The organism is Bradyrhizobium sp. MI1.10 (assembly GCF_055811035.1).
The window spans coordinates 314,483-339,118 of sequence record NZ_JBVVPN010000002.1 but is presented as its reverse complement, the minus strand read 5'-3'; the positions used below and the strand labels follow the sequence as shown (position 1 = coordinate 339,118).

General features: G+C 64.9%; 23 protein-coding genes. 5 read left to right on the top strand and 18 right to left on the bottom strand.

All coding sequences use genetic code 11. The annotated features are described in order from the left end of the window. Positions 1-215: 215 nt before the first annotated feature. The 9 genes from tatC to AC0L3K_RS03670 form a co-directional block, all read right to left on the bottom strand. Positions 216-1,028: a twin-arginine translocase subunit TatC gene (gene tatC / locus AC0L3K_RS03710; protein ID WP_219683152.1), complete on the bottom strand. Its 813-nt coding sequence runs from the start codon at positions 1,026-1,028 to the stop codon at positions 216-218. Then, entirely contained in the window at positions 1,025-1,600 is a 576-nt protein-coding gene (gene tatB / locus AC0L3K_RS03705; protein WP_007590657.1) for a Sec-independent protein translocase protein TatB, read from the bottom strand. The genes tatC and tatB overlap by 4 nt, the downstream gene beginning before the upstream one ends. 88 nt (positions 1,601-1,688) lie before the next feature. Then, positions 1,689-1,925: a twin-arginine translocase TatA/TatE family subunit gene (locus tag AC0L3K_RS03700; protein WP_007590656.1), complete on the bottom strand. Its 237-nt coding sequence runs from the start codon at positions 1,923-1,925 to the stop codon at positions 1,689-1,691. A 167-nt stretch (positions 1,926-2,092) separates the two neighbouring features. Continuing rightward, complete coding sequence (gene scpB, locus AC0L3K_RS03695; protein ID WP_007590655.1) at positions 2,093-2,845, bottom strand: SMC-Scp complex subunit ScpB; 753 nt, start codon at positions 2,843-2,845, stop codon at positions 2,093-2,095. A 21-nt stretch (positions 2,846-2,866) separates the two neighbouring features. Next, complete coding sequence (locus tag AC0L3K_RS03690; protein WP_007590654.1) at positions 2,867-3,706, bottom strand: segregation and condensation protein A; 840 nt, start codon at positions 3,704-3,706, stop codon at positions 2,867-2,869. Continuing rightward, positions 3,703-4,731, bottom strand: coding sequence for a beta-N-acetylhexosaminidase (gene nagZ, locus AC0L3K_RS03685; RefSeq protein ID WP_007590653.1), 1,029 nt, complete (start codon positions 4,729-4,731; stop codon positions 3,703-3,705). The genes AC0L3K_RS03690 and nagZ overlap by 4 nt, the downstream gene beginning before the upstream one ends. A 45-nt stretch (positions 4,732-4,776) precedes the next feature. Next, positions 4,777-6,351 (bottom strand): SPOR domain-containing protein, encoded by a 1,575-nt coding sequence (locus AC0L3K_RS03680; protein ID WP_007590652.1) that lies wholly within the window; start codon positions 6,349-6,351, stop codon positions 4,777-4,779. Between the two features lie 139 nt (positions 6,352-6,490). Next, entirely contained in the window at positions 6,491-8,281 is a 1,791-nt protein-coding gene (gene argS, locus AC0L3K_RS03675; protein WP_473365479.1) for an arginine--tRNA ligase, read from the bottom strand. Between the two features lie 9 nt (positions 8,282-8,290). Further along, the gene (locus tag AC0L3K_RS03670; RefSeq protein WP_246649028.1) at positions 8,291-9,487 is read right to left on the bottom strand and encodes a deoxyguanosinetriphosphate triphosphohydrolase; all 1,197 of its coding nucleotides are present in this window, start codon (positions 9,485-9,487) and stop codon (positions 8,291-8,293) included. Positions 9,488-9,633: 146 nt separating this feature from the next. Here AC0L3K_RS03670 and erpA point away from each other — a divergent pair, with 146 nt between their 5' ends. Next, a complete protein-coding gene (erpA, locus tag AC0L3K_RS03665) occupies positions 9,634-9,963 on the top strand; it encodes an iron-sulfur cluster insertion protein ErpA (RefSeq protein ID WP_007610737.1) in 330 nt (109 codons plus the stop codon). A 6-nt stretch (positions 9,964-9,969) separates the two neighbouring features. On the opposite strand, the gene AC0L3K_RS03660 is transcribed toward erpA, so the two are convergent. Continuing rightward, on the bottom strand, positions 9,970-12,300 hold the full coding sequence (locus AC0L3K_RS03660) for a hybrid sensor histidine kinase/response regulator (RefSeq protein ID WP_035992616.1): 2,331 nt from the start codon (positions 12,298-12,300) through the stop codon (positions 9,970-9,972). Positions 12,301-12,434: 134 nt separating this feature from the next. Between AC0L3K_RS03660 and xth the strand changes: the two genes are divergently transcribed. Next, positions 12,435-13,232, top strand: a complete 798-nt coding sequence (xth, locus tag AC0L3K_RS03655; protein WP_007590647.1) for an exodeoxyribonuclease III — start codon at positions 12,435-12,437, stop codon at positions 13,230-13,232. Between the two features lie 15 nt (positions 13,233-13,247). Here xth and AC0L3K_RS03650 read toward each other — a convergent pair whose 3' ends face one another. The 3 genes from AC0L3K_RS03650 to AC0L3K_RS03640 form a co-directional block, all read right to left on the bottom strand. After that, positions 13,248-14,069, bottom strand: a complete 822-nt coding sequence (locus AC0L3K_RS03650) for a tetratricopeptide repeat protein (RefSeq protein ID WP_007590646.1) — start codon at positions 14,067-14,069, stop codon at positions 13,248-13,250. After that, on the bottom strand, positions 14,056-15,780 hold the full coding sequence (ilvD, locus tag AC0L3K_RS03645) for a dihydroxy-acid dehydratase (RefSeq protein ID WP_007590645.1): 1,725 nt from the start codon (positions 15,778-15,780) through the stop codon (positions 14,056-14,058). Before ilvD ends, AC0L3K_RS03650 begins: the two co-directional genes overlap by 14 nt. A gap of 1,310 nt (positions 15,781-17,090) precedes the next feature. Continuing rightward, positions 17,091-17,489 (bottom strand): MerR family transcriptional regulator, encoded by a 399-nt coding sequence (locus AC0L3K_RS03640; RefSeq protein WP_007590644.1) that lies wholly within the window; start codon positions 17,487-17,489, stop codon positions 17,091-17,093. Positions 17,490-17,573: 84 nt separating this feature from the next. On the opposite strand from AC0L3K_RS03640, the gene AC0L3K_RS03635 reads away from it, so the two are divergent. Next, positions 17,574-18,026: a hypothetical protein gene (locus AC0L3K_RS03635; RefSeq protein ID WP_007590643.1), complete on the top strand. Its 453-nt coding sequence runs from the start codon at positions 17,574-17,576 to the stop codon at positions 18,024-18,026. Beyond that, positions 18,026-18,241 carry a hypothetical protein gene (locus tag AC0L3K_RS03630; RefSeq protein WP_007590642.1) on the top strand — a complete coding sequence of 72 codons (216 nt, stop codon included), beginning with the start codon at positions 18,026-18,028 and terminating at the stop codon, positions 18,239-18,241. Before AC0L3K_RS03635 ends, AC0L3K_RS03630 begins: the two co-directional genes overlap by 1 nt. A 25-nt stretch (positions 18,242-18,266) precedes the next feature. On the opposite strand, the gene AC0L3K_RS03625 is transcribed toward AC0L3K_RS03630, so the two are convergent. The 5 genes from AC0L3K_RS03625 to AC0L3K_RS03605 all read right to left on the bottom strand — a co-directional run bounded on the left by AC0L3K_RS03625 (position 18,267) and on the right by AC0L3K_RS03605 (position 21,741). Then, on the bottom strand, positions 18,267-18,845 hold the full coding sequence (locus AC0L3K_RS03625; protein WP_007590641.1) for a hypothetical protein: 579 nt from the start codon (positions 18,843-18,845) through the stop codon (positions 18,267-18,269). A gap of 125 nt (positions 18,846-18,970) precedes the next feature. Continuing rightward, entirely contained in the window at positions 18,971-19,168 is a 198-nt protein-coding gene (locus tag AC0L3K_RS03620) for a hypothetical protein (protein ID WP_245285850.1), read from the bottom strand. Positions 19,169-19,362: 194 nt separating this feature from the next. Next, positions 19,363-19,575 carry a hypothetical protein gene (locus tag AC0L3K_RS03615; RefSeq protein WP_007590639.1) on the bottom strand — a complete coding sequence of 71 codons (213 nt, stop codon included), beginning with the start codon at positions 19,573-19,575 and terminating at the stop codon, positions 19,363-19,365. Between the two features lie 148 nt (positions 19,576-19,723). Next, positions 19,724-19,900, bottom strand: coding sequence for a hypothetical protein (locus AC0L3K_RS03610; protein ID WP_007590638.1), 177 nt, complete (start codon positions 19,898-19,900; stop codon positions 19,724-19,726). A gap of 104 nt (positions 19,901-20,004) precedes the next feature. Beyond that, positions 20,005-21,741 (bottom strand): adenylate/guanylate cyclase domain-containing protein, encoded by a 1,737-nt coding sequence (locus AC0L3K_RS03605; protein ID WP_007590637.1) that lies wholly within the window; start codon positions 21,739-21,741, stop codon positions 20,005-20,007. A 323-nt stretch (positions 21,742-22,064) separates the two neighbouring features. Between AC0L3K_RS03605 and AC0L3K_RS03600 the strand changes: the two genes are divergently transcribed. Then, entirely contained in the window at positions 22,065-24,254 is a 2,190-nt protein-coding gene (locus tag AC0L3K_RS03600) for a lytic transglycosylase domain-containing protein (protein ID WP_007590636.1), read from the top strand. The last annotated feature ends 382 nt before the right edge of the window (positions 24,255-24,636 follow it).

The following is a 24,636-nucleotide window of genomic DNA, read 5'->3' as shown; positions in this document are numbered from 1 at the left end:
CCGGGCCCGGGGGGGGGGCCCCCCCCCAAAAAACCCCCCCAACCGGTTGTACCCCCCCCGCCCCCCCCCCCCCCTGGCCCCCCCCCCCCACCCGGGCCCGATCCAGTATTCCAGAGACGTCAGTGATTCCCCCGAGAGGCCGCGGCGTACTGGATTCCCCGCCCCAGGGCGCAATTGCGCACAAGGCGGGGAATGACAGCGGAGGTCAGGGCGCCCTACTCCGCCGGATTAGCCGGCGTCGATACGTCAGTGCCGGTGGTGGCCTTTGAAGTTGCCGCCTTCTTCTCCACAATTCCCACCGCGATGATCGAGCCCTCGTAGAGCGCGAGCAAGGGGATCGCGAGCGAGCACTGGCTAAGCACGTCGGGCGGGGTCAGAACGGCCGCGATGACGAAGGCGACGACGATGAAATAGCGGCGCTTCTCGCGCAGCATTTTTGACGTGACGATGCCGATGCGCCCGAGCAGCGTCAGGATCACCGGAAGCTGGAAGGCGATGCCGAAGGCGAAGATCAGCGACATCATCAGCGACAGGTATTCACCGACCTTGGGCAGCAGCTGGATCTGCGCGGTCTCGTCGCTGCCAGCCTGCTGCATGCCGAGCGAGAAGCGGACCAGCATCGGCAGCACGACGAAATAGACCAGTGCTGCGCCCAGCACGAAGAAGAACGGGGTCGCGACCAGATAAGGCAGAAAGGCCTGCTTCTCGTGCTTGTAGAGGCCCGGAGCGACGAACTTGTAGATCTGCGTCGCAACGATCGGGAACGAGATGAAGCCGGCGCCGAACAGCGCGAGCTTGAGCTGAGTAATGAAATATTCCAGCAGCGCAGTGTAGATGAATTTCGAGTTCTCGGGACCCGCGACCCACACGAACGGCCAGACCAGCACGTTGTAGATCTGCTTGGCGAAGAAGAAGCAGAAGATGAAGGCAACGCCGAAGCCAAGGAGCGCCTTGATCAGCCGCGAACGCAGCTCGATCAAATGGTCCATCAGGGGAGCTTTGCTGGCCTCGATATCGGCGGCGCTCATGACGCTTTGGCGTCCTTGATCGCCTCGGCCGGCGCAGTGTCCTGGATGACCGAATCTTGCGTGACCGAACCTTGAGCGACCTGCGCCTGCTCGACCTCACGGGTGATGGCGAGCGGCTCGTTCACCGCCGCATGTGCCTCGGCCTCTACGAAGGTCTCGGGCGTCGGCGCTTCCGGCGTGGTGGGCGTCGCCGGCAATTCGCTTGAAGTCGCCAGCGCTTCGCTTGAAGTCGCCGGCGGCTCAACAGCGGCGGTGGTCGAGGTCTCGGCCGGCTTGTCCAGCGCATCGACGCGGAGCGCGTCGCTGACGTCTTTCTGAAGCGAGGTCATCAGATTGTTGCCGGCGAACCCGGAAGCCGCTTCCTTGACCTCGTCGAAGCTCTTCTTGAGGTCGGCCATTTCGGCCTCGCGCATCGCCTCCTGGAATTGGCCCTGGAATTCGGCGGCCATCTTGCGCGCCTTGCCCATCCACTGCCCGACCATACGCAGTACGCCCGGCAGCTCTTTCGGGCCGATGGCGATCAGGGCCACGACCCCGATCAGGACCAGTTCACTCCACCCGATATCGAACATGAGGTCTTCCGTTCACGCCAGCCGCAGCCAGCCCAATCCCTCGCGCGCAGGATCGGGTCCGCTACCCGCGTCTCGCGTGCTCTCTGGCTCAGACGGCCTTGCTGCCGATGTCGGACCGTGCCGCGGTCGGCGCGGCATTGTTGTGCTCGATGGACTTGGCCGGCTCGGGCTTGTCGGCGACCTTGTCGTCGTCCTGCATGCCCTTCTTGAACGCCTTGATGCCCTGCGCCACGTCGCCCATCAGATCCGAAATCTTGCCGCGACCGAACAGCAGCAGGACCACTGCGATCACCAGGACCCAGTGCCAAATGCTGAGTGAACCCATCCTGCAACCCTCCAAACGCGCATGGCCGGGGACCCGGCCGATCTTCACCGAAACCTAGGCTTGGCAGGTGTCAAAAACAAGGACCAAGGCAGCGCCAATTCGCTGTTGGCGCTACGTAATTTTGCTAGTGTTAACTGGTCGCAGGTGGCCGGTAGAAGGCCGGGACGTCAGTCCTCGCTACCGCCCTCGCCGCCCTCATTGCCGCCTTCCGGCGGCGTCTCGGGCTCGACCGCAGGCGCCAGCGCGAGATCAAGGTCCTCGCCAGGTTCCAGCGGATCCTCGTCCTCACGCAAAGTCGGGTCATCCGACGGCGTCGGCACGCTGAATCCGGTCGGCAGACGCGAATCCAGAAGGCCCGTGCCCTTGAGCTCCTCCAAACCCGGCAGATCGCCGAGCTGTTCCAGAGTGAACTGCGACAGGAAGTCCTCGGTGGTTCCGAAGGTCAAGGGACGGCCCGGCGTCTTGCGACGGCCGCGCGGCTTGATCCAGCCGGTTTCCAGCAGCACGTCCAGCGTGCCTTTCGAGGTGACGACGCCGCGGATCTCCTCGATCTCGGCGCGCGTCACCGGCTGGTGATAGGCGATGATTGCGAGCACCTCGATCGCGGCGCGCGACAGGCGGCGGGTTTCGGTGCTCTCGCGGGTCATCAGCCAGGCGAGATCGCCCGCCGTGCGGAAGGTCCATTTGTTGGCAACCCGGACGAGATTCACGCCGCGCAAGGAATAGTCGGCCTGCAACTGCTCAAGCGCGGCCTTCACGTCCACGCCCTCGGGCATGCGCTTGGCCAGCGTCGCGGTGTCCAGCGGTTCATTCGAAGCGAACAGCAGCGCTTCCAGCAGCCGCAATTCTTCGGGACGTGCCTGGGACTCGTTCTCCATCGGCTCGGCCTCTTCTACCCGCACTTCAGCCAGGCTTGCCATGGCAGATTCTCCTTGTTGCACTTAAGCGACCGGCGCATCGGGCGCAGGAGCTGCGTCCATGACCGGCTTGGGGCGCCCCTTCCGGAAATAGATGGGCGCAAACGCCTCTTTCTGATTCAGCTCGAGCTGACCTTCGCGCACCAGTTCGAGCGCAGCCGCGAAACTCGAGGCGAGCACCGTCGCGCGCTGCGTCGGATCGGCGACGTGCTGCAGCAGAAAATCGTCGAGAACGCCCCAATCGTCTTGCTCGCTGATGCTGCCGACCAGCCGCTCCAGCGTGGCGCGCGCCTCCGCAAGCGACCACACCGTGCGCTTGGCGAGATGCACGCTCGCCAGCACGCGCGACTGGCGCTGCGCGGCATAGGCGGTGAGCAGGTCATAGAGCGTTGCGGTGTATTTCGGATGCTTGATCTCGGCGATCTGCTCGGGCTCGCCGCGCGGGAAGATGTCGCGCAGCAATTGCTGCCGGTTCATCAGCCGGTTGGCGGCTTCGCGAATGGCCTCCAGCCGGCGCAGGCGGTTGGCGAGCGCCGTCGCCATCTGCTCGGCGCTCGGGCCTTCCGCACTCGGCGGCTCCGGCAGCAGCAGGCGCGATTTCAGAAAGGCGAGCCAGGCCGCCATCACGAGATAGTCGGCGGCAAGCTCGAGGCGGATCTTTCGCGCGGCTTCGATGAAGTGGAGATACTGGTCGGCGAGCGCCAGGATCGAGATCTTGGCGAGATCGACCTTCTGCTGCCGCGCCAGTGCGAGCAACAGGTCGAGCGGACCCTCATAGCCCTCGACGTCCACCACCAACGCCGGCTCACCCTCGGCGAGCTCTGCGGGCCGCCCGGTTTCAAACGATAGGATTTCTGCGGTCATGCCGATGCCGTGTTTGCCCGTGCGATCAATGCGTCCAGTTCGGCGCGTGCGGCCGCGCGATCGAACGGTTGCGGTCCTCGACGCGCCGCGAGCGCGGCGTTCGCCCGCTCCAGCGCCCTGCCCGCCAGTTCGGGTGTCTGGCCGGCGACCTCACGCATCTCCTCGATCTTGCCGTTGCAATGCAGGGCCATGTCGCAACCGGCCGCAAAAATCGCGCGGGTCCGCTCGGCGATATTGCCCGACAGCGCGTTCATCGACACGTCATCACTCATTAACAAACCCTGGAACCCGATTGTGCCGCGAATCACCTCAGCGATCATTGTCGCAGATGTCGTCGCCGGATGGGCGGGGTCGACCGCGCTAAACACAACATGTGCAGTCATGGCCATCGGCAAATCCGCCAAAGGCATGAACGCCGCGAAGTCGGTGCGCTCCAGTTCGTCTCGCGACGTGTCGACGGTCGGCAGATTGAAATGGGTATCGGCCGTAGCTCGGCCATGGCCGGGGATGTGCTTGAGCACCGGCAACACGCCCCCCTCTTCCAGGCCCTCGGTGACCGCGCGGGCGATCGCGGCGACTTTTCCCGGTTCGGTGCCGTAGGCCCTGTTCCCGATGACGGCGTTGGCGCCAGCCACCGGCACGTCGGCCAGCGGCAAGCAATCCACGGTAATGCCGAGATCCCCGAGATCGGCCGCGATCAGCCGGGCACTGAGGCGCGCCGCGGTCAGCCCGAGCGCCGAATCAGTATCGTAGAGACCCGCGAAAATAGCGCCCGGTGGATAGACCGGCCAAAGCGGCGGCCCCAGGCGCTGCACCCGTCCACCCTCCTGGTCGATCAGGACAGGGGCATCAGCGAAACCCGCGACCGCCCGCAATTCCGCAACGAGTGCAGCAACTTGAGCTGGCGTCTCGACGTTGCGCTTGAAGAGGATGAAGCCCCATGGGCGTTCGCTGCGGATAAACTCCCGCTCGGCGGCAGTTAGTTCCGTTCCGGAAACGCCGGTAATGAAGGCCCGCGTGCTCATACGGCCGATTAACCCTGACCCGCGAGACGGTCAAGGAAACGGCCGTTAATTCCTCTGGACGAAGCAGGCAGACAGGCCCGCGGATTTCAAACTGTTGCAGGCCTGGTTCGCCTCTTCGAGCGATCCGTAGGGCCCAGCGAAGGCGCGGTAGACGATTCCCTTGCCCTTGTCGGTCAGGTCGACCCGCTTGACCACCGGAGCGCGGGAGCCCAGCACGCTGCCGTACTTGCTCTGAAGCACCCGGTAGGAGGCGTGGGCGCTATCCTCGGTCTGCTGCGAGGAGACCTGCACGACGTAGCCACCGCCACCGCTGCTCGCGGGCGCAATTTGCGTCGGATTGGTCGCAGCCATCCGCTGCGGCGGCTCCGCAGCCGGCGCCGATTGCGGCGCCAGCGAGAGCGGCTGATTGGCACTGGCATTGGCCGAGGTCGGCGGCGTGCGTGGTGCAGCGGGTGCCGCAACGGGCTTCAGTGGAGCTGCCGGCTTCGCGACGGCGGCGGCTTGCGACGCGGTGGCGTCGGTCTGATCGCCCTTCACGGCCACGGTCCTGATCGCGCGCGGCGAATTGTTCGGCAGCGTGCCGTTACTCGGATTCGGGCCCGCACTCGATAGCGGAATGCTGGACGGCGACACGCTCGCCACCGGCGGCGGGTTCGCGTTCTGGTTCAGCGGCGGGAACACCACGCGGGGACCTCCCGCCTTGGCGTTGACGTCGACAGGCGCCTCCTCGCGCGGCACGATCTTCTCAGCGCCATCACCGGTGACCATGCGGTCCGGCACCTTGGCCGAGGAGTCCGACGGCGCCGGCACGATTTTGGTCGGCGTGTTGTCGGCCTTGATGATGGGCGGCTCGCCGCTGCGGGGCGAGCCCACATAGGTCTTGTAGGCGAACGCAGCGCCGGTCCCGACCACGGCAAGCGCCAGGATCGCCGCGACCGTCATCATGCCGCCGCGCTGCTTCTTGGGCTCGTCGAGATCGGCCTCGGGATAGTCGCTCTGGAATGCGTAAGGATCGTCGGGATAGGCGGCATCGCGCTGGTAGTCTTGTTCGCCCGCCTCCAGCCGTCCGTAGAGCGCATCGTCGTAGCGCGCCGGATCGGGCTGCTGCTGATAGGCTTGTTCCTGATAAGCCTGATCGTGCTGCTGGTAGGCCTGATCCTGATAGGCAGGAGCTTGATAAGCAGGAGCTTGATAGCCCTGATCCGGATAGGCCTGCGGCTGACGAAAATCAGGTTCGGGCTCGGGCGCAGTCGGCTGGGCTGAATAACGATGCAGTGGATGAACCGGGTTTACGGAAGCGGGATAGGCAGGCTCAGCTGGCGCCGTCTGCGGCTGCACATTGGCGCGCCGCATCCATGAGGGCGGTCCGGGCGGCGGCGGAGGAGCCTGCTCGGCATAGTCCTGCGGGTCATCGTCCTGGCGATAGTCGTCGTCCTGATAGCTCTGGGCAGGCGCGGGCGCTGCTGGCGGGTGCGCACCCGGCCGCCCTTGCGCCGCAAACGGATCGGTCTGCCCGATCAGGCGGGCGAGTTCGGCCAAGGGATCGCCGCTCCCATGCTGATCGCCACCGCGACCATAGTCATCGGAAGGAAACGGTCTGTCCTGATATCGTTCGGCCATCGTGATGATGCGTCCCTTCGGGAAAGCCGCGCGCCCCTCGGCCAAGGCACGGCTTTCGACCCACAAGGCTTTCAACCAAGTCTAAGCGATCCGGCTTCTGCCGGTTACCCCCGAAATCCCTTAAGTAGTTCGCCCCAAACTACCGCATCTCGTCCGGAGCATGGACGCCGAGGATGGCGAGGCCCGATGCCAGGACAGAGACGACGCCCTGGACCATGGCCAGCCGCGCCTTCGTTAGATCTGCATCATTATTGATAATGAAGCGTAAATAGGGCAAATCGCGCCCCTTCGTCCAAAGTGCGTGAAATTCGCTCGCTAAGTCATAGAGATAGAAAGCAATTCGGTGCGGCTCGTGGGCGCTTGCCGCCGCTTCCAGCATGCGCGGAAAAATTGCGAGCCGCTTAAGAAGGTCGAGCTCAGCCGGGTCTGACAGCCGTTCCACCGCCGACTCACCGAGCCAGGCGATGCGCTTTTCGGTTTCCTCGGGGAGTTCCGGGAACACCTCGGCCCGGGCGTTGCGGAAGATCGAATGGCCGCGGGCGTGGCCGTACTGGACATAGAACACGGGGTTGTCGCGCGACTGTTCCATGACCTTGGCAAGGTCGAAGTCGAGCACCGCGTCGTTCTTGCGGTAGAGCATCATGAAGCGGACGGCGTCCTGGCCGACTTCATCTACCACCTCACGCAAGGTGACGAAGTCCCCGCTCCGCTTGGACATTTTCACCGGCTCGCCGTTGCGCAGCAACTTCACGAGCTGGACGATCTTGACGTCGAGCGCCCCCTTGCCGGAGGTCGTCGCCTTCACCGCCGCCTGCATGCGCTTGATGTAGCCACCATGGTCGGCGCCCCAGACGTCGATCATTTCCGCAAAACCACGGTCGAACTTGTTCTTGTGGTAGGCGATATCGGCGGCGAAGTAGGTATAGGAATTGTCCGACTTGATCAGCGGGCGATCGACGTCGTCGCCATAAGCAGTCGCCTTGAACAGCAACTGCTCGCGATCTTCCCAATCCTCGGCCGGGGCCCCTTTTGGCGGCGGCAGACGGCCCTGGTAGACGTCGCCCTTGGCCTTGAGGAAGTCGATGGTCTCGGCGACCTTGTTGTTGCCGGCGTCCTGCAGCGAGCGCTCCGAGAAGAACACGTCGTGGCGGATGTTGAGCGCGCCGAGATCTCCCTTGATCTCGTCCATCATCATCGCGATGGCCTTGGCGCGTACCGTCGGCAGCCACGCGCCCTCGCTCATGGCGAGGAGCTTGTCGCCGTGTTCGTTGGCCAGCGCCTGCCCGACCGGCTTCAGATACTCGCCGGGATAAAGGCCTTCCGGAATCGCGCCGATGTCCTCGCCGAGCGCCTCGCGATACCTGAGGAACGCGGAACGTGCGAGCACGTCGACCTGCGCACCGGCGTCGTTGATGTAATATTCGCGCGTGACGTCACGGCCTGCGAACTCGAGCAGGCTCGCCAGCGCGTCGCCGAACACGGCGCCGCGGCAATGGCCGACATGCATCGGTCCGGTCGGGTTGGCCGAGACATATTCAACGTTGACCTTGGAGCCGCCGCGGACGCGGCCGTAATCGGCGCCCTCGCGCAGCACGGTCCGTAGCGCCTCCGCCCATGCGGCCGGCTTCAGCGTCAAATTGATGAAGCCGGGACCGGCGACGTCGACCTTGGCGATCAGCGCATCCGCGCGCAGCCGTTCGGCGATCTGCTCGGCGAGATCCCGTGGCTTTGCCTTTGCCTCTTTCGCAAGCACCATGGCCGCGTTGGTCGCCATGTCGCCATGGGAGGTATCGCGCGGCGGCTCGACCACCACGCGCGAGAAATCGATGCCCTCGGGCCAGTTGGCGTCCGCCGCAAGCGCGCGGCAGACCGCGTGCACGCGTGCGAGCACGTCGGCGAACAGGTGCAGTGCTGAGGATGTGTCGGGCATGGGCGCCGCCTAACGCAAATCCGGGGTCGAGTCAAAGAGCCGCTGGTGCTCGGTCAGGGCGAAACGGTCGGTCATTCCGGCAATGAAATTCCCGATCCGTCGAGCCCGGTCGCCCTCATTGTCCGCCTCCGCCCCGACCAGCCATTCCGGCGGCAGTTCGCCGGGCGATGTGAGGTATTTCGCGAACAGGTCGAACAGGATCTGTTCCGCCTCGCTCATCACCCGCATGACCCGCTTGTGGCGGTACATGTGCTGATAGAGAAAGCGCTTGATGGCGGCCTCCTCCTCGGCGACCGCGGCGGGGAACGCGATCAGTGCCCGGCTCTGCTGGCGCACGTCCTGGGCGGATTGCGGTTTCACGGCGGCAAGGTTTGTCTGCGCCTCGGCGAACACGGCACCGATCAGGTGCGAGATCAGCTCGCGCACCAGCTCGGCGCCGCGCCTGACGTCTTCGAGATCGGGGTAATGCGCAGACGTCTCGGCGATGATCTCCGCGGTCAGCGGCATGACCTTGAGGTCGTCGAGGTGAAACAGGCCGGCGCGCAGGCCGTCGTCGATATCGTGGGCATCATAGGCGATGTCGTCGGCGATCGCGGCGACCTGTGCCTCCAGCGAGGCGAAACTCCACAACTCGAGATCGTAGGTCTTGATGTAGTCGGCGATGCCGACAGGAATGCCGTGCTCGCGATAACGCCCGACCGGCGCACCGCTGCGATCGGTCAGCGGGCCATTGTGCTTGACGATGCCTTCCAGCGCTTCCCAGGTCAGGTTGAGCCCGTCGAATTCGGGGTAGCGGTGTTCCAGCGCCGCGACGACGCGGAGCGTCTGGGCGTTGTGGTCGAAGCCGCCGAAATCCGTCAGGCAGGCGTCCAGTGCCCGCTCGCCGGCGTGCCCGAACGGCGGATGGCCGAGGTCGTGGGCGAGCGCCAAGGTTTCCGTTAGGTCCTCGTCCAGCCCGAGCTGCCGCGCCAGCGCCCGGGCAATCTGCGCCACCTCCAGCGAATGCGTCAGCCGGGTCCGGTAATGGTCGCCCTCGTGGAACACGAACACCTGGGTCTTGTACTTCAGTCGGCGGAACGCGGTGGAATGGATCACCCGGTCGCAATCCCGCCGGAACGGGCTGCGGGTCCGGCTCGGCGGTTCCGCGACCAGCCGGCCGCGGCTGCGATCGGGATCGCAGGCATAGGGCGCGTGGGGGGCAGCCATTCCGACGGACACGGCGAATTTAGTCCCTATCCATTTGATTCTGCGTATGGTGGCACTTAACTATGCCGGACGCGGGATACCAACTGAATTGGGCAACCGACCTTCGGGCGACCTTGGTGTGACCGCGGGGCTATCGGAGACGAGCGATGACGACTGACGTGACCATCAGTGACAAGGCCGCACGCCGGATTGGGGAGATCCTCAAGGGCGAAGGGTCTGGCGCGATGCTGCGGATCTCGGTCGAGGGCGGCGGCTGCTCCGGCTTCCAGTACAAGTTCGACATTGACCGTGCCCGCACCGACGACGATCTCGTGATCGAGCAGGACAATGCTGTGGTGCTGGTCGATTCCGCCTCGCAGCCGTTCCTGGCGGGCTCGCAGGTCGATTTCGTCGACGATCTGATCGGCGCCTCGTTCCGGGTCAACAATCCCAACGCCACGGCGTCCTGTGGCTGCGGGACCAGCTTCTCGATCTGACAGGCTTTAGGCGCCAGTCATCTGCCTTTCCTCGTCCGTCCACTCCACGTCGACAGGCGTGAGCTCCGGCTGAAGTGGTGCGTCTTCCGCCATCACATGTCCATCGAGCGCGCGCAGCAGAGCCGCCACCAGCGCAGGCTTGCGCAGCGGTTTGGCGAGGAAGTCGGACATCCCCGCCTCGCGGCAGATCTTGACGTCCTCGGGGAAGGCATTGGCGGTCAGCGCGATGATCGGCAAGGCCGCGAAGCATCCGCCCTCGGCGCGGATCGCACGGGTCGCGGCAAGCCCGTCCATCTCGGGCATGCGCACGTCCATCAGCACGATATCGTAATCGTCTTCGGACACGGCCGCGACGGCCTCGACACCGTCGGTCACGACGCGCAACTCGACGTCGAAGGCACCGAGCATCTTGCTCACGACCATGCGGTTGACGGCGTCGTCCTCGGCGACCAACACCTTCAGCGGTCGGTCGAGGCCCGCGATGCGCGCCTTGAGATCGTCGGCTTCCTCGCGGCCTGCGTCGTGATCGGACGTTTGCACCTGACTCCACGGCAGTACCAGCGTGAAGCGGAAGGTCGAGCCTTCGCCCGGCGTCGAGGTGACGCCGATGGTGCCGCCCATCTGCTCGATAATGCGCCGCGAGATCGCTAGGCCCAGCCCGGTGCCGCCGAAGCGGCGGCTGATCGAGGCGTCGGCCTGGGCGAAGTCGGAGAAGAGCTCGCCGAGCTTCTCGGGGGCGATGCCGATACCGCTGTCGGTCACGCTCCATTCGACGGTGGCGAGCAGATCGCGGCGGGCCTGACAGACAGCTGCGATCGTGACTTCGCCTCCGTCAGTGAACTTCACCGCGTTGGATGCGAGATTGAGCAGGACCTGGCGGATACGCGCGACATCGCCGCGCAGCGTCGGCGGCAGGTTGGGATCGAGCTCGACCTTGACGGCGAGCCCCTTGCTCTTGGCGCTCGCGCGCACGATGGTCGCCACGGCTTCGACCATCGCCTGCGGCGCGAAGTCGATCACCTCGAACGCGAAGCGTCCGGCCTCGAGCTTGGACAGGTCCAGGATGTCGTTGAGGATGCGCTGGAGATTGTCGCCGGACTCGCGGATCGTGGTGACAGCCTCGCGCTGCTCCGGATCGAGTTTTGTCTCCAGCAGCACGCTGGCAAGCCCGAGCACGCCGTTCATCGGCGTGCGGATCTCGTGGCTCATCACCGCGAGGAAATCCGATTTGGCACGGCTCTCGGCCTCGGCCTTTTCGGCGCGCCAGCGCTCGGTCACGTCGCGGCCGAAGCCGCGATAGCCGAGGAATTGACCGTCGCGGTCGTAGGCCGGCTTCGCAGTGAGCGACCACAGCCGCGCCTCGCCGCCGGCGACGACCTTGAGGTTCATTTCGTGCAGCGGTTCGGCGTGCTCCATCAGGCCGACGACGTTGTAGGCCGCGCTCTTGTCTTCGGGGCACAGCATGTCGAGCACGTCGGCGAAATGCGAGCCCTTCAGCAACGGCAGTGGCAGCTGTGCGACGGCGGCGAAGCGCTCGGGCACGTCGACCAGATGCCCTTCGGCGTCGGTCTGCCATAGCCAGTCGCTGGCGTTCTCCTGAAAATCCTTCAGCAATAGCGAAATGATCTCGGTCTGGCGCTCGAGCTCGAGCCGGGCCTTGAGATTGCCGAGGAACAGATTGCCTTGCGAGACGATGTTGCGCGCCATGAAGAACGCGAACAGCAGCAGAAACACCGCGGTCAGGAGGTAAGGCCCGGTGCCGCACAACAGCAACGCCGCGGCGCAGGCAATCGTCGTCGTCGCGAGATAGACAAGGCCCGCGCGCGGGAAGGTCGAGAGCATGAAGGCGCCGCCGGACATCGTGCCGACCATCAGGCAGGCCAGGACGAGCTGGCTGGTCGGCTCGATGCGGCTGAACAGCGCGATCGGCAGCGTGCCCCAGATTGCGGCGAGGAAAAACGCCTGCCGCAACATCTGCCGCGCGGCGCGGGGCGAGGCTTCCTGCGGCGGGCTCCGGTGGGAGCGCCGCCACGCGCGCACAGCGAGCGAGGCGGCGGTCGCGAGGGTCATGCCCCAGATCGCGAGAAAGTCGTTCCAGCCACGGCCCCAGAACAGGACCAGCACGACTGCGACGTTGAGCATGGTGACGGCCATCGTCACCGGGATCAGGCGTATCACCGCGTCGATCTGCTTGGCGCGGATGCGGCTCAGCTCGCGCTCGCTGAGACCGGCGGTCAGGCCGTCCTCGATCTCGTAGCCGCCGAGCCAGTACAGGAACGCGCCGATCAACCCGTCGCGGGGCTCGGTTCGCTTCATGGATTTGTCCGGCCGTCCCATTCGAAAAACCTTTTCACGATCAATGACCCAGGCCCGACTTAAGCCGGGTTAATTTTGTGGGAGATTTCGCAGCGTCCTTGACGGGCGCGTTTGCATTTTGTTCTAACCATGGCCCCTGCCCGGAGCCCGTCGAAATGCCCATCAGAATAGCCACCTGGAACGTGAACTCGGTCCGGCAGCGGATCGACCTGTTGCTGACCTGGCTGAAGGAGTGCCAGCCGGACATCGTCTGCCTCCAGGAGATCAAATGCGTCGACGAGGCCTTCCCGCGGCTGGAGATCGAGGCGCTCGGCTACAACGTGGTCACCCATGGGCAGAAGACGTTCAACGGTGTCGCCCTGCTCTCGAAGCTCCGGTTCGACGAGACCAAGTCGGGGCTGGCCGGCGACGACGAGGATGCGCATGCCCGCTTCCTCGAAGGCGTGGTGACGCTCAAGAGCGGCGTGCTGCGCATCGCCTGCCTCTATCTGCCCAACGGCAATCCGGTCGGCACCGAGAAATATCCCTACAAGCTCAAATGGATGTCGCGGCTTCTTGAGTATTCGAAGGAGCGCCTCAAGACCGAGGAGCCGCTGATCCTCGCAGGCGACTTCAACGTCATCCCGCATGCCCGCGACGTCCATAATCCCGCCGCCTGGACCGAGGACGCCCTGTTCAAGGCCGAGACGCGGGAGAGTTTTCAGTCCCTGCTCGGCCTCGGCCTGACCGATGCGCTTCGGGCCGTCACCGACGAGCCCGGGCTCTACACCTTCTGGGACTACCAGGCCGGCGCTTGGCAGAAGAACCACGGCCTGCGGATCGACCATCTGCTGCTGTCGCCACAGGCCAGCGACCGGCTCGGCAATGTCGGCATCGACAGTTATGTGCGCAGCTGGGAGAAGCCGTCGGACCATGTGCCGGTGTGGGCGGATCTCGACCTCGAGGCGGCGTGAGGCCGCCTCAACCCATCACTCCCGGCGACCCTGGACCCATTGCTCCAGCATCTGCAGGCACATGGCGCGATCGTCGTCGGAGGCCTTTGCGAAGGCGCGGTTGTAGTTTTCCTTGATCCAGGTCTCGTCGCTACCTGCGCTGTCGCGCGCCAGCGTCAGCCACATCAGGCCGCGCGCGGCCTGCCGCGGCAGGCGGTCGCCGTTGAACAGCATCTGGCCGAGCAGCGCCTGGGCCTCGTGCTGGCCCTTCTGCGCGGCGAGCCCAAGCCAGCGCGCGCCGTAGCGGAAATCCTCGCGCGAAGCGTCTGGTGTCTTCAGGTACAGGCGGGCGAGATCGTATTGCGCATCCGCGTTGCCGAAATAGGACGCGGCATAGGAGAACATCTCCCGCGCCCGCTCCTGGTCCGGCTTGACCTTCGAATTCGGGATGCCACTGAGATAATAGCGGCCGAGCGCCACAAAGGCGTTGGCGACGATCTGCGCCTGGGGCGCGGACGGGCTGTCCTCGGCGTGCGCGTTGGCGATCCGGGTGAAATACTCGAACGCACGAACATCGTCCTGGGCGACGCCGTCGCCATTGGCATACATGCGGCCGAGCTTCCACTGCGCGATGGGGTGGCCCCCTTCCGCGGCATATTGCAGGGCGCTGAGCGAGGTTTCCTGCGGCACGACTGGCGGTACATTGCGCACCTTGCCTGCTGCGCCCGGCAAGGTCGTGACCACCGGGATGGTCGCATCCTTCTGGCTGACGGGTGCGCCGTCAAAGGCGAGCGCCGGCGCGGCCAGCGCAGTAGCCCCCAACACAAACGCAACGATGGTACGCCTAGATGTCCGCATAGCACTGTTTCTCGTGCGCGCCGCCCGGATGGGTCACTGCCCCACCGACCGCTGGTCCAACCTGCTGAGCATATTTCCAGAGCGCGCCCGTCGTGTGGTTAGTCGCGCGAGCGGTCCATTTGGTCTTGCGCTGGGCAAGCTCCTGGTCGCTCAATTTTACGTTAAGGGTACCGGCGACCGCGTCGATCTCGATGATATCGCCGTCCTCGAGCAGCCCGATGGGGCCGCCGATGGCGGCTTCCGGCCCGACATGGCCGATGCAGAAGCCGCGGGTGGCGCCGGAGAAGCGGCCGTCGGTGATGAGCGCGATCTTGCCGCCCATGCCCTGGCCGGTCAGCGCCGCGGTGGTCTGGAGCATTTCCCGCATGCCGGGACCGCCCTTGGGCCCCTCGTAGCGGATCACGATGACTTCGCCTTCGCGGTAAGTGCGGTTCTGGACGGCCTCGAAAGCATCCTCCTCACGGTCGAAGCACCTGGCCGGACCGGTGAACCTGAGGTTGGACATTCCCGCGACTTTCACGATCGCACCTTCTGGCGCCAGATTGCCCTTCAGACCGACCACACCGCCGGTGACGGTGATGGGTTTGTCTGCCGGGTGCACCACGTCCTGGTGCGGATTCCACTTCACGCTTTTGAGGTTTTCGGCGATCGTTCGACCGGTGACGGTCATGCAGTCACCGTGGAGAAATCCGTTGTCGAGCAGCGTCTTCATCAGAAGCGGTATGCCACCTACTTCAAACATGTCTTTGGCGACATAACGGCCGCCCGGCTTCAAATCCGCGACGTACGGTGTCTTTTTGAAGATTTCGGCGACGTCGAACAGGTCGAACTTGATGCCGCACTCGTGCGCGATTGCCGGCAGGTGCAGTGCAGCATTGGTCGAGCCGCCGGACGCGGCGACCACGGCGGCGGCATTCTCCAGCGCCTTGAGGGTAACGATGTCGCGCGGCCGGATGTTTTGCGCGATCAGCTCCATGACCTGCTCGCCCGCCGTCATGCAGAAGGCGTCGCGAATTTCATAGGGTGCCGGAGCACCAGCCGAGTACGGCAGCGCCAGCCCGATCGCCTCGGAGACGGTCGCCATCGTGTTGGCGGTGAACTGCGCGCCGCAGGCACCCGCCGAGGGGCACGCCACGCGCTCGATCTCGTCGAGGTCCTCGTCGGACATTGCGCCGACCGAGTGCTTGCCGACGGCTTCGAACATGTCTTGCACGGTCACCTGCTGGCCCCGGAAATTGCCGGGCAGGATCGAGCCGCCATAGATGAAGATCGAGGGCACGTTGAGGCGGACCATCGCCATCATCATGCCCGGCAGCGACTTGTCGCAGCCGGCCAGGCCAACGAGGGCGTCATAGGCGTGACCGCGGATCGTCAGCTCGACGGAATCGGCGATGCATTCGCGCGACGGCAGCGAGGAGCGCATGCCGTCATGGCCCATGGCGATGCCGTCGGTCACGGTGATGGTGCAGAATTCCCGCGGCGTGCCGCCGGCGGCTGCGACGCCCTTCTTCACCGCCTGCGCCTGGCGCATCAGGGAGATGTTGCAGGGCGCGGCCTCGTTCCAGCACGAGGCGACGCCGACGAAGGGCTGGTGGATCTGGTCGGTGGTCAGACCCATGGCGTAGAGGTAGGACCGATGGGGCGCGCGCGCAGGGCCTTCCGTCACGTGACGGCTCGGCAGCCTCTGCTTGATGTTGCTCTTCGCGTCCATCGCAAACCAGTTTCCCCGGCGAACCCTTTCAGACCCGAAAAATCAGTGCCAAGATTTGAATCGACCTTTTGAATCGACCTTGGGGATTTCCGTCGCCTTCCAGGACCACCGCTGCCGCTAAAACATTCGAGTGATTTTATTCATGTTCGGGTGTGGCCAAAAAGCGGCGTTGATGCGAACGGACAGAGATGATGGTTAAATCCGTGACGGGTGTTGCGCGGACGGCACAATCGTGGCTTGGAGGACACGATTGAGCTTACTGCGATACCCCCGGCGGGAGGACAATCCACAACTTCAGGCCAGTAGATGCCCGCACCGCAACTAAGACGCGACGACGAGGCGCAGCCAAGGTGAGTCGGCGCCTTCATCATCCCCCGCGCGTGCCCCTACGCGCTGCAAAGGCCTCTTCGCTGCGCATCGGAGACTCAAGGGTCGAGCGTGGCGCACACTCTCTCAAAGCGTCATTGCGAGCGAAGCGAAGCAATCCAGAATCCCTCCGCGGTAAGACTCTGGATTGCTTCGCTGCGCTCGCAATGACGGCGTATGAGGCGGCAGCGGCACTCTTCCAGCTCGCATTTTTACTTGCAGACACGCCTTTTCGTCCTCGCGGCTGATTTCGCCCGAGCTTTGCTTGTTCACTCCACCCTCTTATCCAAGAGGGCGCAGGGAAGGCCGGGTGCCAGCTGGCACCCGCGGTCCGCTGCGCGAAAAGCACACGCAGAAAAACCGCACAGCAGCATACAGGTGGTGCCAATCACTCGGCCTTCCCTGCGCGATGGTTGGACGGCTTATGCCGTGCTCTCCCGGGAGCCGAACTTTCCTTCTGGCCTCCCTCGCCTCGCGAATTGGATGATGCTGTCTGCCCGGTTGGGCTCGCACACACCTCCGCGACAGCTTGACCGTAGCAACGACGGCCAGGACCACACGGTTTTGCCGTACGCGCATTCGCCATTTCGCCGCAGGGTTCGACGGCCTCGTGCACGTAGCCATCGAAATACCGACGAGACGAACTTCACAGCGCCGCTCGTCCGCACGTGGCCACGGGCTCACAGGGAGTACCCGCCCTGCCCGCACCTCTCATGCCGACGCTGCCGCGTCCACCGCAAGCCCGGCTCGCAATCAAGACGACAACGAGATCGCCCCTCAAGGATGAGCCGGGATGACCGACACATACGCCGTTTCCGAATTTCGGTAAAGTAGAATATTTTAGACACACCGTCTTGACACGAGCATGTCAAGAAATGGTCGGGTGTTTTGCCCGACGGGTCACGGCGACTGCATCGTGAAAGTCAGATCAAGGCGACCCGGGATCACGCGGCCCCGCATCCGGGCTGCAGGATCACGCAATCCGGCGCGGCGCTGCCGCAGCACGTCGTCTCGCAACTGCTGACCAGCGCGGCCACGGTCGCTTCCAGTGCCCGCAGCTCCGCAATTTTCTTCCTGATCGATCCGAGATGCTTCTCCGCAAATGTCTTCGTATCGCTGCAGGGCAAGCGCCGCTGACCCGATGCGAGGATGTCGCGCGTCTCGTCGATGGAGAAGTCCAGTTCGCGGCAGTGCCGGATGAGACTGAGTGCCTTGAAAGCCTCTCCGCCGTAGACGCGCTGGCCGCCCTGGCGCGCTGGCGGCGTCAGAAGACCGATGCTCTCGTAATAGCGGATGGTGGGAACCGAAACGCCGGCCGCCTTGGCGAGGACGCCAATTCTCATGGAGCTCTCACTTTTCGCTTGAACCTCAAGTGGCTTGAGGGCGTAGCGATCCGGTCCGTGGCGCACAAGCATGAGGAGAATCACATGAGCGTTATAGGACCGTCCTGCAACCTTCCGTCCGAGACGTCGCCAGGATGCGGCTGCGCGGCCAAGCTCGAACCAGGGACCGAACCAGGAGGCGGCAAGGCCGCCGGCACGGCGGTCGCGGCCGCGGTTGTCGCTGTAGCCTGCACGGCGTGCTGTGTGCTTCCCTTTACCCTGCCCGCTGTCGTGCTCGCCAGTGCAGGCAGCCTGATCGCCGTGTTCGACCATGCGCACGGGCTGATGACGATACTGTCCATCGCCGTCGTGATCTGCGCCTGGGGCTGGATCGTCTGGCGATCGCGGACGCGCGGCTTGAAAATCCGATCGTCCGTGCTGGCTGCAATGTGCGCCGCGACCGTTCTGACCGCGACAGCCGCGCTGTGGCCAGTGATGGGGCCCGCTGTCTTCCAGGCCCTCGGTCTCGCCAAGAAGCCGAAGCATCCGGCCGGCTGATGGACGCAATCACGATCTTCGGACTGCTGTCGGTCAGTGCGATGCTGTTGTTCTACGCGCTCGAGCCGCGCGGACCGCATTTTGTGCTGGCCTTCGCGGCAGCCTGCGCGCTCAGCGCGGTCTATGGCTTTCTCCAGGGGACCTGGCCGTTTGGGCTTGTCGAGACGGTCTGGACAGCGGTCGCCTTACGGCGCTGGGTCCGGTCATCGCCATGACCGGAACTTAAAGCCTTGGAGGCGCCTACGCGTTCCGCATCGCACGGCCGAACGGATCGACCAGGCGGACGATCTCACAGGCGGCAACGAGGCCGGCGAGCCAGACGGCGCTGGTCAGCCCGATGCGCGCAACGATGGCGGCGGTGAAGGCGCCCTCGCCGCCGAGGACCGGCGTCGCGACAAGCAGCGCGAACTCGTAGACCGCGTAGGCGGCAGCGAACGCAATCGCCAGCATCAGCGGCGTGCGGCCTCGTGGCAGCCTACGGAGGACCGTCGATGCGGCTGCGGTCGATAGCAGCGCAGCCGCGCCGATGACGAAGCCCCAGGCGATGGTGCTGATGTCGATCGGATAGTGCAGCACGCCGAAACCGATGGTCTGGTTGACCAGCCAGGCGCCGGTGACGACGAGCAGCGCCGGACGCAGCGGCAGCATCGCGGCGGCGATAACCGCGAAAGCGGCAAATGGCGTGGCGCAGGCGAATGCAAAGCTTGCCAGCGCGCATGACACCGTCAGCAGCGCGAAGCCGAACAGCGGCGCAAGCCGCGGCGCAACCGGGTACAGACGGAAACGGTCGCCGTGAGAGGGCAGGATCTGACGGGGCATGGATGAACTCCTGCCGGCGATCCTAGCACATTGCATTGGTTGGATCGCCTCCCGCGACAGTTCCAACTGCCCCATCGGAGGTCGTGAGAGATGGTAACGCGCCCTCTTGTCCTAGAACGGGCCGGCTACGCTCGCCCTCTTGCGCGCTGGGCTTGAGCCCAGGCCGCGGTGACGTCGCGCGGCGGGACGTCGACGCGCCGGATCGGCGTCAACTCGCCGGAGGCGGAGATGATCGCGGTCTCCTCGCGGCGGCAACGCGGGCACACGAAGCGGACCTCGTTCGGCGAAGCCGACCAGCTCGAACGTTTTACATTGGCGGCCATCGGCCAGGCTGCGCAGTGAGAGCATGACACCAGGAACCGACCGGGATCGAGCATACCCATTCCAAAGGACTCCGCGTCCTGCCATCCCTTCAATGATTAATCCATGTGAATCGTTCCGGTGCCGAGACACCGCCAAGGACACCGTCAAGGAACCGTCAAGACACCGTCGGCCCCGAACCAGGAGGCGGAGCGGCTCAATGGGCGCCCTTGAGCGTGCACGACGTGGTGCAGGTGACCGTGTTGCCGTGGTCGCACGCCTTGCAGGCGGCAACGCATTGGGTCATGTCGCGGGGATTGAAGGAGCTGTAGTTCCGCATCGCGCAGACTGGGGTCGAGCCGGTGATGTCCTGCTCCTGGTTGCAGGCTGCCGTCATGAGTCCAAACATGATGACCGCGAGGAGGCGCATGGGATCGCCCTGTGAGGCACGACAAAACAATCTCGCGAGGCGCGCTGCACCGCAGCGAGCCTCGGCATTTCCACAGCGGAAATCGCCGCAGGCGTCCCCGCTTCTGCATTGAGGATGCGCGCCAAGTGTTAAGAACGGATTGCCGGCGTCAGGCCGCAGCCTTGCTCGCGATGGCCTGCCGCATGTCCACGGCCAATTGGCGGTACTGCTCCGATAGCTTCAGATAAAACTCGCGCTTGGTGCTGTCGGTGGCCAGCCTGGCGATCAGCTCGCATTCGGCGGTGAGCGTCTCGAACCGTTCGAGCCTGTTCTCAAGTTCTGTCATCGGCGTGTCCCCGTCAAACGCCTCAAGGACATCAAACCTAAGCCCGGGAAATAGGTCACAGCGAACATCGTTATCGAGTAGAATCAATTTTTCCGCGCGGCCGGCTATTTCTGCTCCAACCGCCACGCGCCGTCCCAGCCCTCGTCCGGCGGATTGGCCTCGAACCGCGCAATACGGGCAAGCATTGCCCGCGACGGGCCGTCGCCGGGGACGGCTTCAAGTGCCGCGTTGAAGGCGGTACGGGCCTCGTCGAAGCGGCGGGCGCGATAGGCCGCGAGGCCTTCGGCGTAGTGCGAACGCAGACTCTCATGCGCGGCAGTCAGCGCGCCTGCCCGGCCCATCACCTCGAAAATCGTTTGCGGCACGCTTTGGCCGGCGACCGCAAGACGATCGACCTCGCGCAATTCGAGCTGTGAGCCGATCGCGTCCGCCGTCGCCTGCGAGATCAGGATACGGGTGCCAAAGGTCTTGTTGACGGCTTCCAAGCGCGAGGCGAGGTTCACGGCATCGCCCATCACGGTGAAGCTCATCATCAGCTCGGAGCCGATGCTGCCGGTCAAAACCTCGCCGGTGGCGATGCCGATGCGCAGATCGCATGGCACCGGCATGGCGCGGATGCCGAGGAGATCCGGGAGCTGCTTCTGGAGCGCGGGCACCTGGTCGGCCATGTCGAGCGCGGCGAAGCAGGCAAGCTGAGCCTGCTCCTCCTCCTCGATGAAGGGCGGCCCCCAATAGGACATGATGGCATCGCCGATGTATTTGTCGATGATGCCGCGGTTGCTCCTGATCGGACCGGACATGACGGTGAAATAGTGGTTCATCACCCTGACGAGACCGCGCGGGGTCATGCCCTCGCTCATCGAGGTGAAGCCGCTCATATCGCAGAACATGATGGTCATGACCCGGCGCTGGCCCTCGATGGCGACCTCGGGCCGGTCGATCAGGCCCTGAACCACCTTGGGATCGATATAGCGGCCGAAAGTCTCGCGGATGCGCTCGTTCTGGCGCAACTGCTCGACCATGCGGTTGAAGGCGGCAGCGAGCTCTCCGATCTCGTCCTGGGTCGAGACGCTGATAGTCTTGTCGAAATGGCCTGCCTCGACCTCGCGGGTGCCGGCCAGCAGCAGCCGGACCGGTCGCGTGATCCCGGTGGAGACCATGATCGCAAAGGCAAGTCCGACGATCGCCGCGAGGATGGTCACGATGCCCGAGACGATGATCGCCTGGCGCTGATGGCGGATGACCTGGGCGGTGCTCACGAACACCTGCGAGAGCATGTCGGCTCGGATCGCGTCGATCCGCTGGGTGAAGAGGTCGCGTAGCGCGTCCACATGGACGAGCACGTCGGGCGCGCCCGCAAAGTCCTTGTCATCGAGCAGCCGGAGCAGCTTGGCGTCCTCCTCGTCGAGTTCGCGGCGAAGCTCCTTGACTGCATTCTCGATGCGCGTCTCGATGCGGGCGAGTGCCGCGTTGTCCGACGGTGTGCTCTCATCGTTGATGATCGCGTTGATCAGCTTTCGCGCGGCTTCGGCCTCCTGCTCGACCTGGGCGTCCGTTTCCCTGAAGATCTTCAGCCGCGCCGCAAAGCCCTCCTCGTCCGGCGGCGTTTGCATTTTGGCGATCACCATGCGCCGCATCGCCAGCGCCCGCTCCAACGAACGCACATTGGACCGCGCCAGGTGGCCGTAAGCCGGAATATACCGGGCGGTCAGCTCATCCAGAAGATGGCCGACGCGGCTCGACATCACCATCGACAGGATCGCGGTGACGACCATCAGGATGATGAGGCCGAGCGCAATCCCGACGATCTTGCGCCGGATCGACTGGTTGAAAATCGGCATGGGCGCGGGACAATGGGCTGAAGGGGAAAGGCCTTGGAACCAATACAACGGATTTGCCGCCGGGAATACTCGCAATTTGGCCGCTTGTGGCGTCCTGAACCGCCGCAACCGTCGCGCGAGCCTTGTTCGTTAATGAAGGTTAAGAAACCCGCTCGACCCGCCGTTGCACAAGTTCCCTCGCTCCATCCGTATTTCGCCGCATTGTTGGAACAGCTTGAGGATGCGAAACGATGTCGTGTCACCGTTTTTGACGCCGTTTTGATTCTCGAACCGCATCTCGTCGCGGACTTTGGTTTGTACTGGTTTCGCAGGGGGACCACGGAATGAACCAGTGCCTACGCTCGCTTGCGTGCGTCGTTGCCGTGGCCGCTTTGGCCTTCATCCCTACCGAGCTGGCAGCGAAGAGCAGTCAGAAATCGTCCGCGCCGAAGAAGACGCATGAGGCGAAAGCCGGCAAGCAGCGCCACGCCTCCGCCAGCAAGGCGCGGCACGGCAAACGTGCCGAGGCCAAACGCAACTCGAAGAAGCAGGACGACGCGCCCTCGGACAATCCGGCAGCCCCGCCACTGACTGGCGATCTCGCCGCGCTGAAGGATGCCATCGATCTCGCGCGGAAGGGCAAGACCGAGGACGCGAGCGCGGCGCGCGACCGCATTGCTGACCCGGCGGGGCAGAAGCTCGCCGACTGGTTCATGCTGCGCCATTCCGAAAGCACGGCCAATTTCAAGCGCTACGCCGCCTTCCTCGCCGCCAATCCGGACTGGCCGAGCAGCGCGCTGCTCCGCCGCCGCGCCGAGGCGCGGCTGTGGCAGGAGAAGGCCGACGCGGCGACCGTGCACAAATTCACGATGGACCGGCCGACCAGCGCCAAGGGCAAGTTCGCACTCGCCCGCGTGCTGATGACCGAGGGCGACAGCGACCGGGCCGAGCGTCTGGTGCGCGATGCCTGGCGCACGGACGAATTGTCCGAACGCAGCGAGGAAGATTCCTACGAAGCGTTTCGCGATCTCCTGACCACTGAGGATCATCGTGCCCGCATGGACAAGCGCCTCGGCGCCAAGGACTACGCAGGTGCGCGGCGCGCAGCCAAGCGGCTCGGCGAGGATGCGCTCGCGATCGTCAAGGCCTGCGCCGCCGTCACCGGCAAGGCCAGCAAGGCCAAGGATTACCTCGAGGACGTCTCGGCCGAGGCGCGCCGCGACCTCGGCTATGTGCTGTGCCGCGCGCAATGGCATCTCCAGAATGACCGCATCGACGACGCGGCCGAGGTGATCCTAGCCGCCGCGCCCGATACGATGGCGGCGCAAGACACCGACGCCTGGTGGCGCGAGCGCCGCCTGCTCGCGCGAAAGCTGCTCGACCAGGGCAAGTTCAAAACCGCCTACGACGTGGTGCGCTCGGCGGCCGTGCCCGCGATGGAAGTCTATCGCGTCGACTATCACTTCATGTGCGGCTGGATCGCGCTGCGCTATCTCGATGATCCCAAGGCGGCGATGACGCATTTCGCCGCGATCGACGAAGGCTCGGCCAACCCGATCGCGCTGTCGCGCGCGCATTATTGGCGCGGTCGCGCGGCGGAGGCGATGAACGCAACCGCCGATGCGCGCCTGAGCTATCAGGCGGCGGCGCGATATCCGACCGCCTATTACGGCCAGCTCGCCCGCGCCAGGCTCGGCCTCGACCGCATCGAACTGCGCGGGCCCTCGCCCGTGCTGGCAGCAGTCGACACGCCGCCCGCGGACGAGCGCGTGCGCGCCGCCGACATGCTCTACGGCGTCGGTGAGCGCGACATGGTGTTTTACTACGCCGAGGATTTCGCCAAGGAGAGCACCGACGTGGCGGCGCTCGAAGCCCTCGGCGAGCTCGCCGGCCGGCGCAACGATGCGCGCGTGATGCTGGAGGTCGGCAAGTCGGCGCTGGCGCGCGGGCTCGCACTCGATCACTACGCCTTCCCGACCATCGGCATCCCTGAACATAAGCAGGTCGCGCCCGCGATCGACCCCAGCGTGATCTATTCGGTGGCGCGCACCGAAAGCTCGTTCGACCAGCGCGACAAATCGGCCGCCAACGCAGTCGGGTTGATGCAGGTGACGCCGGAAGCGGGCCGCGACACCGCAAAGCGCTTCGGCCTGACCTATGACTGGGACAAGATGGTCTCCGATCCCGTCTACAACACGCAGATGGGCGCGGCCGAGCTCAGCGCGCTGATGTCGGAATACCGCGGCAATCAGATCATGACCTTCGCCGGCTATAATGCCGGCCGGGGCCGCGTGCGCGAATGGGTGCAGGCGCGCGGCGACCCCAGGGATCCCAAGGTCGATCCGGTCGACTGGGTCGAGCGCATCCCGCTGTCGGAGACGCGCAACTACGTCCAGCGCGTGATCGAGAACGTGCTGGTCTATCGTGCGAGGTTTGAGGCCAGCAGCGTCGTCGCGGCGAAGTCCGAGCAGCGCGTTACGACGCCGAACGTGGGCGCGATGCCGACGGCATCGGCCGCAGCCGCCGCGCCCTAGCTTCGCGACGCCGGGGCTGGACGCGGCGTGAAGCTGGATGCGGTGACTGCGACCGACCTCTCTGCGCGGGTCCGCATCGTTCGGCGAGCCGTCACCTCCTTCCGTGGTCAGAGGGTTCGTACGCGCGCAGAAATGCTTCCGTCAGCGAGCGCGAGAGCGCACCCGTCTGCAGTATCCAGTTCCAGCTCGACACCGTGATCGCTTCGAGCGAACTGCGGTAAGGCCAGAGCATTTCCACCGTCGTCTGCTGATATCGACGGTAGCAATCATAGTCGCAGTACCGCCGCTCAGCGGGCACATGGCGGACGTAACTCGCGCCCAACGGTTGCGCGCACGCGCTGCAGGTACCGCCGTGGCGAGGCCCTTCCTGATTGACGAGCAT

Coding starts and splice junctions, on each gene's coding strand:
- AC0L3K_RS03680 (WP_007590652.1), bottom strand. CDS start 6,351: ATGGCCGAACGATATCAGGACAGACCGTTTCCTTCCGATGACTATGGT.
- AC0L3K_RS03600 (WP_007590636.1), top strand. CDS start 22,065: ATGAACCAGTGCCTACGCTCGCTTGCGTGCGTCGTTGCCGTGGCCGCT.
- xth (WP_007590647.1), top strand. CDS start 12,435: ATGCCCATCAGAATAGCCACCTGGAACGTGAACTCGGTCCGGCAGCGG.
- AC0L3K_RS03650 (WP_007590646.1), bottom strand. CDS start 14,069: ATGCGGACATCTAGGCGTACCATCGTTGCGTTTGTGTTGGGGGCTACT.
- AC0L3K_RS03605 (WP_007590637.1), bottom strand. CDS start 21,741: ATGCCGATTTTCAACCAGTCGATCCGGCGCAAGATCGTCGGGATTGCG.
- AC0L3K_RS03635 (WP_007590643.1), top strand. CDS start 17,574: ATGAGCGTTATAGGACCGTCCTGCAACCTTCCGTCCGAGACGTCGCCA.
- AC0L3K_RS03620 (WP_245285850.1), bottom strand. CDS start 19,168: ATGGCCGCCAATGTAAAACGTTCGAGCTGGTCGGCTTCGCCGAACGAG.
- tatB (WP_007590657.1), bottom strand. CDS start 1,600: ATGTTCGATATCGGGTGGAGTGAACTGGTCCTGATCGGGGTCGTGGCC.
- AC0L3K_RS03630 (WP_007590642.1), top strand. CDS start 18,026: ATGGACGCAATCACGATCTTCGGACTGCTGTCGGTCAGTGCGATGCTG.
- AC0L3K_RS03660 (WP_035992616.1), bottom strand. CDS start 12,300: ATGGGACGGCCGGACAAATCCATGAAGCGAACCGAGCCCCGCGACGGG.
- AC0L3K_RS03690 (WP_007590654.1), bottom strand. CDS start 3,706: ATGACCGCAGAAATCCTATCGTTTGAAACCGGGCGGCCCGCAGAGCTC.
- ilvD (WP_007590645.1), bottom strand. CDS start 15,780: ATGGACGCGAAGAGCAACATCAAGCAGAGGCTGCCGAGCCGTCACGTG.
- AC0L3K_RS03640 (WP_007590644.1), bottom strand. CDS start 17,489: ATGAGAATTGGCGTCCTCGCCAAGGCGGCCGGCGTTTCGGTTCCCACC.
- argS (WP_473365479.1), bottom strand. CDS start 8,281: ATGCCCGACACATCCTCAGCACTGCACCTGTTCGCCGACGTGCTCGCA.
- tatC (WP_219683152.1), bottom strand. CDS start 1,028: ATGAGCGCCGCCGATATCGAGGCCAGCAAAGCTCCCCTGATGGACCAT.
- AC0L3K_RS03625 (WP_007590641.1), bottom strand. CDS start 18,845: ATGCCCCGTCAGATCCTGCCCTCTCACGGCGACCGTTTCCGTCTGTAC.
- AC0L3K_RS03670 (WP_246649028.1), bottom strand. CDS start 9,487: ATGGCTGCCCCCCACGCGCCCTATGCCTGCGATCCCGATCGCAGCCGC.
- erpA (WP_007610737.1), top strand. CDS start 9,634: ATGACGACTGACGTGACCATCAGTGACAAGGCCGCACGCCGGATTGGG.
- AC0L3K_RS03610 (WP_007590638.1), bottom strand. CDS start 19,900: ATGACAGAACTTGAGAACAGGCTCGAACGGTTCGAGACGCTCACCGCC.
- nagZ (WP_007590653.1), bottom strand. CDS start 4,731: ATGAGCACGCGGGCCTTCATTACCGGCGTTTCCGGAACGGAACTAACT.
- AC0L3K_RS03615 (WP_007590639.1), bottom strand. CDS start 19,575: ATGCGCCTCCTCGCGGTCATCATGTTTGGACTCATGACGGCAGCCTGC.
- AC0L3K_RS03700 (WP_007590656.1), bottom strand. CDS start 1,925: ATGGGTTCACTCAGCATTTGGCACTGGGTCCTGGTGATCGCAGTGGTC.
- scpB (WP_007590655.1), bottom strand. CDS start 2,845: ATGGCAAGCCTGGCTGAAGTGCGGGTAGAAGAGGCCGAGCCGATGGAG.